Annotated in this window: 13 protein-coding genes; 8 read left to right on the forward strand and 5 right to left on the reverse strand. The window is 70.2% G+C overall.

Translation table 11 applies throughout. The features are described 5' to 3' along the window. Window positions 1-22 precede the first annotated feature (22 nt). Complete coding sequence (locus AQJ27_RS10725; protein WP_067365417.1) at window positions 23-1,492, forward strand: cytochrome P450; 1,470 nt, start codon at window positions 23-25, stop codon at window positions 1,490-1,492. Window positions 1,493-1,508: 16 nt separating this feature from the next. Here AQJ27_RS10725 and AQJ27_RS10730 read toward each other — a convergent pair whose 3' ends face one another. After that, window positions 1,509-2,456 (reverse strand): RluA family pseudouridine synthase, encoded by a 948-nt coding sequence (locus AQJ27_RS10730; RefSeq protein ID WP_067365421.1) that lies wholly within the window; start codon window positions 2,454-2,456, stop codon window positions 1,509-1,511. Window positions 2,457-2,492: 36 nt separating this feature from the next. After that, the gene (locus AQJ27_RS10735) at window positions 2,493-4,043 is read right to left on the reverse strand and encodes an amino acid permease (RefSeq protein ID WP_067365424.1); all 1,551 of its coding nucleotides are present in this window, start codon (window positions 4,041-4,043) and stop codon (window positions 2,493-2,495) included. Window positions 4,044-4,294: 251 nt separating this feature from the next. On the opposite strand from AQJ27_RS10735, the gene AQJ27_RS10740 reads away from it, so the two are divergent. From AQJ27_RS10740 to AQJ27_RS10750, 3 genes are all read left to right on the forward strand, one after another. Continuing rightward, entirely contained in the window at window positions 4,295-4,945 is a 651-nt protein-coding gene (locus AQJ27_RS10740; RefSeq protein ID WP_235613609.1) for a PadR family transcriptional regulator, read from the forward strand. A gap of 191 nt (window positions 4,946-5,136) precedes the next feature. Further along, entirely contained in the window at window positions 5,137-6,153 is a 1,017-nt protein-coding gene (locus tag AQJ27_RS10745) for an ATP-binding cassette domain-containing protein (protein WP_054231191.1), read from the forward strand. Then, window positions 6,150-6,926, forward strand: coding sequence for an ABC transporter permease (locus AQJ27_RS10750; RefSeq protein ID WP_067365426.1), 777 nt, complete (start codon window positions 6,150-6,152; stop codon window positions 6,924-6,926). Before AQJ27_RS10745 ends, AQJ27_RS10750 begins: the two co-directional genes overlap by 4 nt. Window positions 6,927-6,973: 47 nt before the next feature. On the opposite strand, the gene AQJ27_RS10755 is transcribed toward AQJ27_RS10750, so the two are convergent. After that, window positions 6,974-7,822: a siderophore-interacting protein gene (locus tag AQJ27_RS10755; protein WP_067366404.1), complete on the reverse strand. Its 849-nt coding sequence runs from the start codon at window positions 7,820-7,822 to the stop codon at window positions 6,974-6,976. A gap of 235 nt (window positions 7,823-8,057) precedes the next feature. Beyond that, window positions 8,058-8,990 (reverse strand): 5'-3' exonuclease, encoded by a 933-nt coding sequence (locus tag AQJ27_RS10760; RefSeq protein ID WP_235613617.1) that lies wholly within the window; start codon window positions 8,988-8,990, stop codon window positions 8,058-8,060. 120 nt (window positions 8,991-9,110) lie between these two features. On the opposite strand from AQJ27_RS10760, the gene AQJ27_RS10765 reads away from it, so the two are divergent. From AQJ27_RS10765 to AQJ27_RS10785, 4 genes are all read left to right on the forward strand, one after another. Further along, window positions 9,111-10,190, forward strand: coding sequence for a quaternary amine ABC transporter ATP-binding protein (locus AQJ27_RS10765; RefSeq protein ID WP_067365432.1), 1,080 nt, complete (start codon window positions 9,111-9,113; stop codon window positions 10,188-10,190). Next, the gene (locus tag AQJ27_RS10770) at window positions 10,183-12,792 is read left to right on the forward strand and encodes an ABC transporter permease/substrate binding protein (protein WP_067365435.1); all 2,610 of its coding nucleotides are present in this window, start codon (window positions 10,183-10,185) and stop codon (window positions 12,790-12,792) included. Before AQJ27_RS10765 ends, AQJ27_RS10770 begins: the two co-directional genes overlap by 8 nt. 909 nt (window positions 12,793-13,701) lie before the next feature. Then, window positions 13,702-14,283, forward strand: coding sequence for a helix-turn-helix domain-containing protein (locus AQJ27_RS10780; protein ID WP_067365443.1), 582 nt, complete (start codon window positions 13,702-13,704; stop codon window positions 14,281-14,283). Window positions 14,284-14,405: 122 nt separating this feature from the next. Then, complete coding sequence (locus AQJ27_RS10785; RefSeq protein ID WP_201264345.1) at window positions 14,406-15,161, forward strand: helical backbone metal receptor; 756 nt, start codon at window positions 14,406-14,408, stop codon at window positions 15,159-15,161. A 36-nt stretch (window positions 15,162-15,197) separates the two neighbouring features. Here AQJ27_RS10785 and AQJ27_RS10790 read toward each other — a convergent pair whose 3' ends face one another. After that, window positions 15,198-16,190 carry an aldo/keto reductase gene (locus tag AQJ27_RS10790; RefSeq protein ID WP_067365450.1) on the reverse strand — a complete coding sequence of 331 codons (993 nt, stop codon included), beginning with the start codon at window positions 16,188-16,190 and terminating at the stop codon, window positions 15,198-15,200. Window positions 16,191-16,233: the final 43 nt, after the last annotated feature.

Raw genomic sequence — 16,233 nt, forward strand, 5'->3', positions numbered from 1 at the left:
TTCAGTTTTTGGAGCGATCACCGTGACGTCTGAATCCCACTTCCCGGCCGGTACGGACGACCGTACGCTCGCCCCGCCGCCCGGCTGCCCCGCCCACGGCCTCGGTCCCGGCGGACTGCACCGGCTGTACGGTCCCGAGGCGGACGACCTGGGAGACCTGTACGAGAAACTCCGTCAGGAGCACGGTGCGGTCGCCCCCGTCCTGCTCCACAACGACGTGCCGATCTGGGTGGTGCTCGGCCACGCGGAGAACCTGCACCTGGTGAGCACCCCCACACACTTCTCCCGGGACAGCCGGCTGTGGAAGGCCGTCCAGGACGGCACGGCCGGCCCCGACCACCCCCTCGCGCCGCACATCGCCTGGCAGCCCATCTGTTCCCACGCCGAGGGCGACGAGCACCTGCGGCTGCGCGGCGCGGTCATGGGCGCCATGTCGACCATCAACCACCGCACCATCCGGCGGCACATCAACCGCGCGACCCAGCTGCTCGTCAACCGGTTCTGCGAGAAGGGCCGGGCCGACCTGGTCAGCCAGTTCGCCGAGCACCTGCCGATGGCCGTGCTGTGCGAGATCCTCGGCATGCCCGACGAGTACGACGACCGGCTGGTGCAGGCCACCCGCGACCTGCTCAGAGGCACCGAGACGGCGATCGCCAGCAACGAGTACGTCATGAACATCCTGATCCGGCACACCGCCCGGCGCCGGGCCGAGACCACCGGGGACTTCACCAGCGTCCTGATCAACCACCCGGCCCAGCTCACCGACGACGAGGTCTCCCAGCATCTGCGCCTGGTGCTGCTCGCCGCGTACGAGGCCACGGCCAACCTCCTCGCCAACGTGCTGCGCGTGGTGCTCACCGACCCGCGCTTCCGCGCCCAGCTGAACGGCGGGCAGATGACGGTGCCCCAGGCGGTCGAGCAGTCCCTGTGGGACGAGCCGCCGTTCAGCGCGGTCCTCGGCTACTTCGCCAAGCAGGACACGGAGGTGGGCGGCCGGCAGATCCGCCGGGGCGACGGCCTGATCCTGGGGATCGCGCCGGGCAACATCGACCCCAAGGTGCGTCCCGACCTCAAGGCCAACATGATGGGCAACCGCGCCCACCTCGCCTTCGGCGGCGGACCCCACGAGTGCCCGGGCCAGGACATCGGCCGTGCCATCGCGGACGTCGGGGTCGAGGCACTGCTGATCCGGCTGCCCGACGTCGAACTCGAGGGCGACGAGGACGAGTTGCGCTGGCGCTCGTCGATGTCCTCGCGCCACTTGGTGGAGCTTCCGGTGTACTTCGCGCCGCAGGCGCCCCAGGACGTCGAGGACGTGCCCTCCATCAACCCCCTCCCGCGGCAGCGGCCGAGCCTGGAGGTCACGACGGACGAGCCGGCCGCGGCGCCCGCCCCGGCACCCGTGGCATCGCCCGCCCCGCCGGCGGCACCGGAACCCGTGCGCGGACTCGGCGCCTGGCAGCGCTTCCTGCGCTGGTGGCGGGGCTACTGAGCCCGGCCGCCGACGATCACGCCTCCCGGGCCCAGTCGTCGTACGAGGACCAGGCCCGCAGTGCCCGCCCACTGACGAACCGGTGCGCGCGTCCCGTGACCGGATCGGTGAACTCCAGGACCCGCGCGAGCAGTTGGAGCGGACGCCGGAAGTCGCCGGCCGGCACGGGGCCGGTCACCACCGGGTAGAGGGGATCGCCGAGGATCGGCACGCCCAACGCGTTCATGTGCACGCGCAGTTGATGGGTCTGCCCGGTGCGCGGCAGCAGGCGGTAGCGCCCCAGTCCGTCGCGGTGGTCGGTGAGTTCGACCTCCGTGAGGGCGTTCGGCTCGCCCGTCACCTCGCGCGCGGCCAGCACCCCGCGCTCCTTCACGATCCGGCTGGTGACCGTCCGGGGCAGCGCGAGCCCCGCGTCGTACGGGGCCACCGCCTCGTACTCCTTGCGGACCAGCCGGTCGCGGAACAGTGTCTGGTAGGCGCCGCGCTCCTCGGGCCGCACGGTGAACAGCACAAGCCCGGCGGTGAGGCGGTCCAGCCGGTGCGCGGCGCCGATCGCCGGCAGGCCGAGCTCCCGCCGCAGCCGGGCCAGCGCGGTCTCGGCGACATGGCCCCCGCGCGGGGTGGTGGTGAGGAAGTGCGGCTTGTCGGCGACGACGATGTGCTCGTCGCGGTACACCACGTCGAGGGCGAACGGCACCGGTACCTCGTCGGGCAGCTCCCGGTGGAACCACACGAACATCCCCGGCTCGTACGCCGCGTCGGGCGCCACCGGACGCCCGTCGGCGCCGACGATCAGCCCGTCCCCGAACATCCCGTCGATCACCCCGGCCCCCGCCGCGAGCCGCTCCACCAGATGCTCCCGCACGGTGGCCCACCCCCCGTCCCGCGGGAGCCTGATCCGCACGGGGTCGACTCCCTCGCGCTGCGGGAGGGGGGAGGGCGGGATCCGGGGTCTGCGTCTCACCTGGTCAAGCCTACGAGGCTCGGGCGGGGGAGGGATTCAGGCGTACGAGGCCGGGACCACCTCGGGAGTCTCGGCCACCGGTGTCCGCGCCCGGTACGCCCGGTAGGCGGCGCCCGCGACCAGTGTCAGGCCCAGGAACAGCACCGTGAACCATTGGAAGTACCAGTGCCCGCCTGCCGGGTCGTACACCGCCGCCCGTGGCCAGGCGAGGTTGACGGTCATGAAGAGGCCGTAGACGAGGGCGATCGCGTTGACGGGGACGCCCCAGCGGCCCAGCGAGAAGAGCGGGGCGCCGCTCTCGTCGGTGCCGTCGGCGGTGAACTGCCCGCGCAGCCGGCGCACCAGCAGCGGACCGGTCACCATCGCGTACGCCAGGTACAGCATCACGATGCAGGTGGTGCCGATCGCCAGGAAGGCATCCGGGGAGGCGAAGTTGAGCAGCAGCAGGGCGGCGGCGAGGACGCCGACGACCAGGGCGGGGGCGCTCGGCATGCCGGTGCGCGGGTTGACCTCGCCGAGGCGGCGGGAGAAGGGGAGCTGGTGGTCGCGGGCCATCGAGAAGAGCATGCGGCAGGCTGCGGTCTGGATCGCCAGGGTCGCCACCGCGATGGCCACCACGACATCGGCGAGCAGCGCGCGGCCGACCCCGTCGCCGAGGCTGCTGGTCAGGACATAGCTCAGACCGTCGACGCCGAGACGGCCGTCGGTGAGGCTGGGCGCGGCGAGCAGTCCGCCGAGCACGATCAGTCCGCCGAGCAGACCCGCCGCGCCGAGCGCGGTGAGGATCGTGCGGGGCGCGGTGCGGCGCGGGTTGTGGGTCTCCTCGCTCATCTCACCGGCGCTGTCGAAGCCGATCATGACGTACGCGGCCATGAACGAGCCCACCATCAGCGCCCCGAACAGGCCGGTGCTGCCCTGGCCGGTGTGGAAGGTGATGCCGGGGGAGCGCTCGGAGTGGGTGAGCAGGAGCACGATGATCAGGACGGCGCCGATGATCTCGGCGGTGACACCGATCCGGTTGATCATCGACATCACACGGTTGTCGATGACGTTCACCAGGGTGGTCAGCACGAGGAGGAGCACGCCGAGGACCGCCGCGTTGGCCGCGCCGTCGGGGCTGGTGGGGGCCGGATCGCTGCCGACCAGCTGGAAGCCGGACCAGATCGCGGGCAGCACCATCTGCAGTGCGAGCGCCGCCGCCGCGACCACCACGATCTGTCCGATCACCATGATCCAGCCGGCGAACCAGCCGAAGGAGAGGTTCGACAGGCGCGAGGACCACTGGTAGATCGCGCCCGAGATCGGGTAGCGCGCGGCCAGCTCCGCGAAGCAGGCGGCGACCGCCAACTGGCCCACCAGCACGGCCGGCCAGGTCCAGAAGAAGACGGGGCCGCCGAACGCGTACCCGAAGGCGAAGAACTGGAAGACGGTCGTCAGGACGGAGATGAAGGAGAAGCCGGCGGCGAACGAGGCGTACCGGCCGAGGCTGCGGTGCAGCTCCTGGCGGTAGCCGAACTCGGCCAGGGAACGGTCGCCGGAGGACTCCGGAGGGTCGGGGCGTACGTCGGAGGGGGCGGTGGTGGTCACGGCGGCACCTGCCTTCGGCGCGGAAGGGTGGGCGGGGTGGGTGTGCTGGACGGCGTGAGCCGGATTCCTGTCGGGTGACAGAAATTAGGGAGTGCCTGTTTCGCTCGCGTGACACGGCCATGTCGGGGTCGGGCCTAAGTCCTCACGCCCTTGCGGTCCATGGAGAATCGCGATACATCGTGTGTATTGACGCTCGCCGCGCACACGCGATATGTTCGGCCACGGATATTCGGAGACGAGGTGAGGTCATCGTGGCGACGAAACGCCGGAAACTGAGCAATCCGCTGGCGCTCGCGGTCATGGTGCTGCTCACCGAGAAGCCGATGCATCCGTACGAGATCGCCCAGACCCTGCGCCGACGGGGCAAGGACACCAGTCTGAAGATCAACTATGGCTCGCTCTACACCGTCGTGCAGAACCTGGAGAAGCACGGCTTCGTCGAGGTCGCGGAGGTGCAGCGACAGGGCAACCGCCCCGAGCGCACGCTGTACGGCATCACGGACGCCGGACGTGCGGAGGCCACGGAGTGGCTGTCGGACCTGCTCGCCGTCCCGGCGCAGGAGTATCCGATCTTCGAGGCCGCGCTCTCACTGATGGGCGTGCTCCATCCCGACGAGGTGGCACGCCTGTTGGGTGAGCGGCTCAGCATGCTGGAGGTGCGGGCCGCGAGTCTGCGCGGCGGCCTGGAGAAGCTCTACGAGACGCTGCCCCGGCTCTTCCTGATCGAGTCCGAGTTCAAGCTGCACATGATCGAGGCGGAGGCCGAATGGGTCCGCGGCTTCCTGGCGGAGGTCACGGCGGGCACGTTTCCGGGCGTCGAGCAGTGGCGGTCCTTCAGCGAGACGGGGGAGGTCCCCGAGGAGTTCCGGCAGCTGGAAGCCGGTGAGGCCGAAAGGCCGTAGCCGAACAGAGAGAAGACCCCGGCAGCGCTGTTGCAGCAGCCCCGCCGGGGTCTCGAACCCCGAACCGAACCCGCCGTGAGGCAGCTCCGGGCCATCGAGGTGCGGCACACCCAGGATAGCCCGGCGCTCTTCACGCGGATCGGCTCGGCATACCCACCCGAGATCACCGCTCACACAGGAGAGCAGTCGTCATGAGCAGTACCCGTGCGCCCGCGGTCGAGGCGCGTCAGCTGATCAAGACCTATCCGGGTGACGTCACCGCGCTCAGCGGCATGGACGTCACCGTCGAGACCGGCACCGTCTTCGGCCTGCTCGGCCCGAACGGCGCCGGCAAGTCCACCACCGTCAAGATCCTCACCACCCTGGCCCGTCCCGACTCGGGCACCGCCACGGTGGCCGGGCACGACGTGCTGCGCCATCCGGACCGGGTGCGCCGCGCGATCGGCGTCGTCGCCCAGAACTCCGGCGCCGACCCGGTGGCCACCGGCCGGGAGAACCTCCAACTCCAGGGCAGGCTCTACGGTTTGAAGGGTGCGGGCCTGAACCGCCGGGTGGACGAGCTGCTCGACCGCTTCAAGCTCGCCGACGCGGCGCGGCGTCCGGTCAAGGGCTACTCGGGCGGCATGCGGCGCCGGCTCGACGTGGCGCTCGGTCTCGTCCACCGCCCCGAGGTGCTCTTCCTCGACGAGCCCACCACCGGACTCGACCCCGAGGCGCGCACCGCGATGTGGGACGAGATCGCCCGCCTCGCCGGCGACGAGGGGCTGACCATCCTGCTCACCACGCACTACCTGGAGGAGGCCGACCGGCTCGCCGAGCGCATCGCGATCGTCGACCGCGGGCGGGTCGTGGTCGAGGGCACCCCGGACGCCCTGAAGGGCGAACTCCGCGGTGACGCCGTCCACGTGGAACTGCGCGAAGCCCTGGGAGACGCCGGTCGTACGCTGCTGAACGGCGCCCTCACCGGGCTGCCGGGCGTGCACGAGGCGCTGTTCGACGGCCGTCGTGTCAGTGTCCGCGCCGATGACGGGGCCGCCGCGATGCCCGCCCTGCTCGGGGTGCTGGAGCGGGCCGGGGTCGGGGTCGCCGCCGCGACGGTCGCCCGTCCCTCGCTCGACGACGTCTACCTCCGCTACGCGGGCCGCCGTTACGCGGAGGCGGAAGCGGAAGGCGCCGAGAACCTCGTCCTCGCCGGAGGTGTCCGATGAGCGCCGCCGTCTCCCAGACCTGGTACATGACCCAGCGTCAGCTGATGGTGTTCGCACGTCAGCCCGCCTACGCGATCATCACCCTGATCCAGCCGGTGATCTGGCTGTTCCTGTTCGGCAACCTCTTCAAGAAGGTCGTCGAACTCGGAGGCTTCGGCACCACCTCGTATCTGGACTACCTCGTCCCGGGCGTGGTCGTGATGAGTGCGCTCAGCTCCAACATGTGGGCGGGCATGGGCACGCTCGACGAGATCCAGCGCGGCACGCTCGACCGCTTCCTGACCACGCCGGTCAGCCGGGCCGCCCTGATGAACGGCAACGTCGTCAACAACGGCCTGATCACCGCCCTGCAGTCGGTCATCATCGTGCTGCTCGGCCTGCTGGGCGGCGCGGACTACCCGGGCGGCATCGGCGGTGTCGCGATCCTGATCGTCGCCTCGGTACTGCTCGGCACGATCTTCGGAGCGCTGTCCAACGCGCTGGGCATGCTGGTCCGGGAGCGGGAGTCGATCATCGGCATCAACACGTTCCTGCTGCTGCCGCTGACCTTCCTCTCCTCGGCCTTCATGGCCCCGTCCCAGATGCCCGGCTGGATGCGGCACATCGCCGACTTCAATCCGCTCAACTGGGCGATGGTGGCGGGGCGTTCGGCGATGTCCGAGCATCCCGACTGGGGTGTCGTGCTGGGCCGCTCGGGCGCGCTGCTCGCACTGGCCGTGGCGGCGGTGTGGCTGTCGATCCGTACGTTCAGGTCGTACCAGCGTTCCGTGTGACCCCGAGGGCCCGGGGTCGACGTCCTGAGTGACGCGAGGGGCGGGAGTCAGGAGGCGGCCGACGCGGTCGCCTCCTGCTCCGCCTCCACCTGCGCGTTCCAGTCCCGCTTGGACGCCTGCCAGCCGTCCTCGTTGTGCCCAAGACGCCAGTAGCCGGAGATCGACAGGTCCTCGCGCGGGATCTCGCGCTCGACCCGCAGCAGCCGGCGCAGCTCCTTCACGAAGCCCGCCTCGCCGTGCACGAACGCGTGCACCCGGCCCGCCGGGAAGTCGAGGGCGCGGACGGCCTCCACCAGGGCCTCGCCGAGCGGCCGGTCCCCGCGGTGCAGCCAGACGACCTCCACGTCGGAGTCGATCTTCTGCTCCTCCTCGCGCCCGGAGATCTCCACGAAGGCGCGGGCCACGGCGCCCTCCGGCAGTGCCTCCAGGGCGGCACTGATCGCGGGCAGCGCGCTCTCGTCACCGGCGAGCAGATGCCAGTCGGCGCCCGCGTCGGGCGCGTAGGCACCACCCGGACCCATGAACCGCACGGCCTCGCCCGGCTGGACGTGCGCCGCCCACGGCCCGGCCAGTCCCTCGTCGCCGTGCACCACGAAGTCGAGTGTCAGCTCGCGCAGTTCGGGGTCCCAGGCGCGCACGGTGTACGTCCGGGTCACCGGCCACTGCTCGCGCGGGAGTTCCTCGCGGATCCGCTCCACGTCGAAGGGCTCGGGGTAGGTGACACCCGCCGGGGCGAACAGCAACTTCACATAGTGGTCGGTGCTGGTGCCCGCGGTGAACTCGGCGAGGCCCTCGCCGCCCAGCACGACACGCTGCATGTGGGGGGTCAACCGCTCGGTCCGCACGACGTGCGCGGAGTGGGGCTTCCTGGACCTGCGTGCCGGACGCTCTGCCATGACGGCCTCCTCGTTCACTCGCTTAGGCTTACCTAAGTTAGCATCTCTCCCCTAGTTAACACCCCCCGTGTGAGAAGCCCATGAGCCCCCCATGCCAGGGCTTGAGTCGCGCGTTAGCCGGGGTTGAGCCCTGCTCTGCGAGTAAGGATACCCTAAATTGAGAATGTCACTCTTTTGAGTGAGAACGTCACTCTCACTCGCTCCCGTTCACCCGCTCCCCTTCACCCGCTCCCGTTCACTCGCCGAGCGTGGTGAGCAACCGCTGCAGCGACCCGCCCAGACCCCAGCGCGCGGCCAGTTCCTCCAGCGCGGCCGGGTCGCGCGGCGCGTGCGGCAACGCCGTGTCGACGTCCGGCAGGGGAACGTCACCGGCGACCCGTACGACCTTGGGCGCGACCGCGACGTACGGCCGGGACTCGTCGAGCCGCTTGCGCTGAGAAGGCGTCAGCTTCGCCTTCGGATCGTCGACCGCCGCCATGATTCCGGCCAGGTCGCGGAACTGGTCGAGCAGCTTGGCCGCCGTCTTCTCACCGATCCCCGGCACCCCCGGCAGACCGTCGCTCGGGTCGCCGCGCAGCAGCGCCAGATCCGCGTATCCGGAAGCGTCGACCCCGTACTTCTCGCGCAGCCAGGTCTCGTCGGTGAGCTGGAGCGTGCCCACACCCTTGAGGGGATACAGGACGCGCACCCCCCGCGCATCGTCGACGAGTTGGTAGAGGTCGCGGTCGCCGGTGACGATGTCGACCGGGCCCTCGGCGCGCCCGGTGAAGGTGCCGATCACATCGTCGGCCTCGTACCCCTCGACCCCCACGCGCGCGATGCCCAGCGCGTCGAGGACCTCCTCGATGACCGGCACCTGCGGGGAGAGCGTGTCCGGCACCTCCTCCTCGTCCGGCCGGCCGGCCTCGGTCTCCACGGCGACGCGGTGCGCCTTGTACGAGGGGATCAGGTCGACCCGCCACTGCGGGCGCCAGTCCGCGTCCATGCAGGCCACCAGATCGTCGGGGCGGTGGTCCTTGACCAGCCGGTCGATGAAGTCGAGCAGCCCGCGCACGGCGTTCACGGGCGTGCCGTCCGGGGCCTTCACCGAGTCGGGGACCCCGAAGTAGGCCCGGAAGTAGAGGGAAGCGGTGTCGAGCAGCATCAGGCGTCTGGTCACGCCTCGCATCATGCCGTACGCCACTGACAGTGACCTGGACCACTCCTGTGTTTGCTCCGTGTAAGCGTGGGCAGGCGCGGCACCGGGACAACCCCGTTGGTTTTTCAACTGTCCGATCGAGAGGCACCCGTGTCATCCAGGCTTGAGGCCGAGCATTTGTACAAGGTGTTCGGGAGACGACCCGACGCCGCGGTGGAGCGGCTCCGTGAGGGAGCCGACCGTGAGGAACTGCGCGCCGACGGCACGACCGCCGCGGTGATCGACGTGTCCTTCACGGTGGAACCCGGCCAGATCTTCGTCGTCATGGGCCTGTCCGGATCCGGTAAGTCCACCCTCCTGCGCATGCTCAACGGACTCCTGGAGCCTACCGCGGGCCAGGTGCGCTTCGACGGCCAGGACCTGACCGCGCTCAGCGCCCGCGCGCTGCGCGAGGTCCGCTCGAAGAAGATCAGCATGGTCTTCCAGCACTTCGCGCTCTTCCCGCACCGCAGCGTCCTGGAGAACGCGGCCTACGGCCTGGAGGTCCAGGGCGTGCCGAGCGCCGAGCGCAAGGAACGCGCCACCAGGGCCCTGGAGCTGGCCGGGCTCGCCGGCTGGGAGAAGTCCTGGCCCGACGAGCTGTCCGGCGGTATGCAGCAGCGCGTCGGCCTCGCCCGCGCGCTCGCCACCGACGCCGATCTGCTGCTGATGGACGAGTCGTTCAGCGCGCTGGACCCACTGATCCGCCGTGACATGCAGGACCAGCTGATCGAGCTCCAGAAGAAGCTCAAGAAGACCATCGTCTTCATCACCCACGACCTCAACGAGGCCATGCGCCTCGGCGACCGGATCGCCGTCATGCGCGACGGCCGCATCGTCCAGACCGGCACCGCCGAGGACATCCTCGTGCGTCCCGCGAACGACTACGTCGCCTCCTTCACCCAGGACGTCGACCGCTCCCGGGTCCTGACCGCCGGGGCCGTCATGGACACCGACGTACGCGGCGACGAGGCGGACTGCGACTGCGAGACCGCCACGCCCGACACCGCCTTCGTGGACCTCTGCGCGATCAGCGCCCGCCTCACGCACCCGGTGGCGGTGCTCGACGAGCGGCGCGAACTCGTGGGCGTCGTCCACCGGCAGCGCCTCGTCGCCTTCCTCGGCGACGAGCAGGGGACCCCCGCACGCTGTGCCAGTCCTCGGGACGAGGCGGTGACGGCCGGTGCCTAGGATTCCCTTCGGCGACTGGGTCAACAGCGCCGTCGACTGGCTGCTGAACCACATGGCGTGGCTCTTCGACTTCTTCAAGACCGTCTTCCAGGGCACGTACGACGGTATCGACGCCGTCCTCCAGGCCCCCGAACCGCTCCTCCTCGCGGGCATCTTCGCGGTCATCGCGTTCTGGCTGCGCGGCACCTCCGCCGGTGTCCTCACCTTCGTGGGATTCGCGTTCATCGACTCCCTCGAACTGTGGGAGGACGCGATGGTGACCCTCTCGCTGGTCCTCGTCGCCACGCTCATCGCGCTCGTGGTCTCGGTACCCGTGGGCATCTGGGCTGCGCGCTCCGACCGGGTCAGCGGCATCGTCCGCCCGGTGCTGGACTTCATGCAGACGCTGCCCGCGATGATCTACCTCATCCCGGCGATCCTGTTCTTCGGCACCGGCGCCCCGGCCGGCATCGTGGCCACCCTGATCTTCGCGCTGGCCCCCGGCGTCCGCATGACCGAGCTGGGCATCCGGCAGGTCGACAAGGACCTCGTCGAGGCCGCCGACGCGTTCGGCACCCCGCCCCGCGACACCCTGCTGCGCATCCAGCTGCCGCTCGCGCTGCCCACGGTGATGGCGGGCGTCAACCAGGTCATCATGCTGGGCCTGTCCATGGCCGCCATCGCGGGCATGGTCGGCACCGGTGGCCTCGGCGGCGACGTCAACGAGGCCATCGGGCAGCTGAACGTCGGCCTCGGCTCCGAGGCGGGCGTCGCCATCGTCATCCTGGCGATCTACCTGGACCGCATGACCAGCGCCCTGGGCACCCAGGTCTCCCCGCTCGGCCGCCGCGCCGCCGCCAGACTGCGCGCCGCGCAGGGCCTGAAGATCTGGTCCTACCGCCCCAGCGCGGCCGTCGCCGTCATCGGCGTCGTCGTGCTCGCGCTGGTCGCGGGCGGCATGGGCATGTTCGGCGGGACCGACTCGACGTCCACCGCGGCCGAAGGCCGGAACGTCGGCCAGGGCAAGAAGATCACCATCGGCTACATCCCGTGGGACGAGGGCGTCGCCTCCACCTTCCTGTGGAAGGAGATCCTCGAGGAGCGCGGCTTCCAGGTCGACACCAAGCAGTTCGACGCGGGCCCGCTGTACACCTCCCTCTCCCAGGGCGACATCGACTTCGAGACGGATTCCTGGCTGCCGACCACCCACGAGCAGTACTGGAAGAAGTACGGCAGCAAGCTCGACGACCTGGGCTCCTGGTTCGGCCCCACCTCGCTGGAGCTGAGCGTCCCCTCGTACATGAAGGGCGTCGACTCCCTGGCGGACCTCAAGGGCAAGGCCGGCACCTTCGGCGGCAAGATCACCGGCATCGAGTCCAGTGCCGGAATGATGGGCCTGCTCAAGAGCAAGGTCCTGAAGGACTACGGCCTCGACAAGGAGTACAAGGTCGTCGACAGCTCCACGCCCGCGATGCTGGCCGAGCTGAAGCGCGCGTACGCCAAGAAGGAGCCGATCGTCGTCACCCTCTGGTCGCCGCACTGGGCCTACAGCGACTACGACTTGAAGAAGCTCAAGGACCCGAAGGGCGCCTGGGGCAAGGGCGACGGTGTGCACACCCTCTCCCGCAAGGGCTTCGCGCAGGACAACCCGGTCGTCGGGCAGTGGCTGAAGAACTTCAGGATGACGGAGAAGCAGCTCACCGGTCTCGAGGCCGAGATCAACAAGGTGGGCAAGGGCAAGCAGCAGGACGCGGTGCGCGCCTGGCTGAAGCGGAACCCCGGAGTCGTCGACAAGCTGGCCCCGGTGAAGAACTCCGCGGCCGCTGCCGAGACGAAGCGCCCGCTGGACGTGGCCTGGTTCCCCTGGGACGAGGACGTCGCCGTCAGCTACCTCTGGAAGAACGTCCTGGCGCGGCGCGGCTACACGCTGAACCTCAAGCAGATGGACGTCGGCCCCGTCTACACCGGCCTAGCCTCCGGCGACCTGGACCTCAACTTCGACGCCTGGCTGCCGTACGCCCAGTCGAACTACTGGGAGCAGCACAAGAACGACCTGAGAGACCTGGGCACCTGGTACCGGCCGACCTCGCTGGAGATCGCCGTGCCCTCGTACGTGAAGGACGTCAAGTCCCTCGCGGACCTCAAGGGCAAGGCGGGCACCTTCGGCGGCCGGATCATCGGCATCGAGCCGGGCACCGGCGAGATGAACCTCCTGAAGACGAAGGTGCTTCCGGGCTACGGCCTGGACAAGGAGTACAAGGTCGTCGACGGCTCCACGCCCGCGATGCTGGCCGAGCTGAAGCGCGCCTACGCCAAGAAGCAGCCCATCGCCGTCGTCCTGTGGTCCCCGCACTGGGCGTACAGCGAGTACGAGCTCACCAAGCTCGCCGACGACAAGAAGCTCTTCGGCGAGGGGAACACGATCCGGACCATCTCCAGCAAGAAGTTCCCCGAGCAGTACCCGCAGCTCACCAAGTGGATCAAGAACTTCAGGATGAGCGAGTCGGAGCTCGGCACCCTGGAGAGCGAGATCAAGCAGCGCGGCCAGGGTCACGAGGAGGCGGCCGTCGCCGCCTGGCTGAAGGAGCACCCGGACGTGGTGGAGCGGATGACGCCGCAGTAGCCGCGAGGACGTCCGGCGAGGGGTGGCCGTCGGTGGCACGGGTGTCGGGACCCGTGCGGCCGACGGCCACCCCTTTCGGCGTTCCCGGAGCCACCTGTTCCGGCCCGCACTCGCGACCGACGACACCAGTGGCTACGTACTGGCGTACGAGAAGGATCCGGACAACCACATCGCCGTGCGAGGCCGGGCCGATCCGGACGCCCTCCTGTCCGGGAACGCCGCCCAGGCGTTCGACGCGCCGCGCACCCTCTCGCGCTGCGTCGAGGCACTCCGGACATCACCTCCGTGCCCGACGGCACGGTCGAGCTCACCGGTCACCACCGTGCACGCTGCGCCACCGACGGTGAACTCCGCGCCACCCTCGAGGAGTTCACGACCTGGCACGCAAGCCCCGACCGACGGTCGGACCGGGCCCCGGAATGCTGTGGCGTGCGCGGCGACATCGGCGACCGCCCGCTCCGCCAACTCGGCGCAGACAGAGTGATTTTGACGGAAAGTCAGCAATGATGTCGCGCTTCGGAAGGTGACGGACGTACGCCTATGATCCGACGACCGGGCGGGCTGATCGGCTGACCATCCGCACCCACGGCGGCAGTCGCGCTCGCGCTGAACTCTCCGTAACTCCGCTCATCGATCCGGAGGGGCATCCGGCCCTGCTGGTCAGCCTTTTCGTCCCGCGGGAGGGCGTGGCGCAAGGAGAGCAGGGGCGACTCGTCTATTGGCGCGAATTGTGGCCCTCACCCTCCTCCGGTGTGTCAGCGATGTGACGGGTGCATGAAACGGTTTGCCGAACATGCGTAGGGTGCAAACAACTCAGCAGAAGTTGTGCGCCGAAGCAGCAGCCCGAGCGGCGGCCGAAGCGGCAGACCGAAGCAGTGGACCGACGACGCGTGGGAGGGAGCCGGAGCGATGGGCGACCACAAAGAACAGCCCCTTCGGGTGGGTGCGGCCGTCCGGCGGCGGCGCCGGGCACTGGAGCTCACGCTCGCCGTCGTGGCCGAGCGCAGCGGCCTGTCGGTGCCCTTCCTCAGCCAGGTCGAGAACGAACGGGCCCGGCCCAGCCAGAGCTCCCTGGAGAGGGTCGCCGACGCCCTCGGCACCACCGCCGTCGAACTGCTCGCGGCGGCCGACCCGGCGTGCAGCGTCGATGTGGTGCGCGCCGACTCGGGCGCCGAGTTCACTCCCGAAGCCCATATGCGCCCCCTGGTGCGCGGTCACCACCAGCTGCACGCCACGGAGTTCACCGGTGACCACGAGGAGGGCCGCGAACTCCAGCACCGCAACGACAAGTTGATGTACGTCGCCGACGGGGCCGTCGAGGTCGAGGCGGAGGGCCGCGCCCACCGCCTGGGGCGCGGGGACACGCTGTACCTCACCGGTGGGGTGCGCCACCGGTGGCGGGCGACCGTGCCGGACACCCGGGTGGTCGTGGTCGAGGTCGCCGACCACATCGAGGCGGTGGAGGACCGCCAGACCTTCGGCAGGCGCTGAGCCGTTCCCGCGCGGGCCGCGGCGCTCGCGAGGGGCCACGGTCGCGGGCCGCTGCGATCGCGAGCGGCCACAAGCGCGGGCCGCTGCGATACTGGGTGCCATGCCGCCCAAGACCTCCCGTCATGTCTAGCGGGGCCGCCGGAGTGCGTGTCGTGTCCCTCGTGCCCTCGCTCACCGAGGCCGTGGCCGTCACCGTCCCCGGTGCCCTGGTCGGCGCGACCGACTGGTGCAGCCGTCCGCCGGACCTCGACGTCGTGCGCGTCGGCGGCACCAAGAACCCCGCGGTCGACCGGATCGTAGGTCTCGCCCCGGACCTGGTGATCGCCAACGAGGAGGAGAACCGCGAGCCCGATCTGACGGCCTTGCGGGAGGCGGGGATCGAGGTGCTGGTCACGGAGGTCCGCGAGGTGCCGGGAGCCTTCCGCGAGCTGGCGCGGGTGCTGGGCGCGTGCGGCGCGCGGACCCGCCCCCGCTGGCTGGACGAGGCGGAGGCCGCATGGGCGCGGCCCCCCGCTCCCGACCGCCGGACGACCGCGATCGTGCCGGTCTGGCGGCGCCCCTGGATGGTCCTCGGCCGGGACACCTTCGCCGGGGACGTCCTGGCGCGCCTGGGCGTCGACAACGCGTACGCCCACCACGCCGACCGCTACCCCCGCGTCCCGCTCCCCGAACTCCGGGCGGCGGCCCCCGATCTCGTGGTCCTGCCCGACGAGCCGTACCGCTTCACCGCCGACGACGGACCCGAGGCGTTCGAGGGTGTGCCCTGCGCGCTCGTCGACGGCCGCCTGCTGACCTGGTACGGGCCGTCGCTGGCACAGGCGCCGAGCCTGCTCGGCGCGGCGCTGCGAGCAGGGCCTGCGCAAGCTCAAGGTCGATGAGACAGCGGCAGGACGCCGGCCTTCGGCCAGGTCGGACTACTGGTTGATGCGGCTCATGTCGGCGTACCGGTCGCCGACCGGCGCCGCCACCTCGGACAGCCGCTCCAGCTGCTCGGCCGAGAGCACCAGCTCGTCCGCCGCCACGTTCTGCTCCAGGTTGGCGGCCCGGCGTGTGCCGGGAATGGGCGCGATGTCGTCGCCCTGAGCGAGCAGCCACGCGAGCGCGACCTGAGCGGGCGTCGCGCCGAGCTGCTGGGCGGCGTCGTCCACCTGCTCCACGATCCGGATGTTCGCCTCCAGGTTGTCCCCCTCGAAGCGCGGGTTGGACCGGCGCCAGTCGTCGGCGTCGAGCTGGTCGAGCGAGCGGATCGTGCCGGTGAGGAAGCCGCGGCCGAGCGGCGAGTAGGGCACGAAGCCGATGCCGAGCTCGCGCACGGTGGGGAGCACTTCGGCCTCGGGGTCGCGTGTCCACAGCGAGTACTCGGTCTGGAGGGCGGTCACCGGGTGCACGGCGTGCGCACGCCGGATGGTGGCGGGCGCCGCCTCCGACAGCCCGTAGTGGCGGATCTTGCCTTCCTCGATCAGCTCGGAAAGCGTCCCGACCGTGTCCTCGATCGGCGTCCCCGGGTCTATTCGGTGCTGGTAGTAGAGGTCGATGTAGTCGGTGTTCAGGCGTCGCAGCGAGCCCTCGACCGACCGCCGCACATTCTCGGGGGTGCCGTTCAGCCCGAGGACCGGCAGCCCGTTCTCCTCGGGCACGAGGTGGTTGATCTGGCCGAACTTGGTGGCGATGACCACCTCGTCGCGGTGGCCGGCGAACGCCTTGGCCAGCAGTTCCTCGTTCGTGTAGGGACCGTAGATCTCGGCGGTGTCGAAATAGGTGACGCCCAGCTCCATGGCGCGGTGGATCGTGGCGATCGACCCGGAGTCGTCGGTGCCGGCACCGGTGTAGCCCCCGGACATGCCCATGCAGCCGAGGCCCAGACGCGAGACCTCGAGCCCCTCGCCTCCCAGGGTGATCTTCTTCATGCGGATGGCCTTTCCTGATAGAGACTGATCTTGTAGTCGATGG

Origin of the sequence: Streptomyces olivochromogenes (genome assembly GCF_001514115.1) — a bacterium.
GTDB lineage: Bacteria > Actinomycetota > Actinomycetes > Streptomycetales > Streptomycetaceae > Streptomyces > Streptomyces olivochromogenes.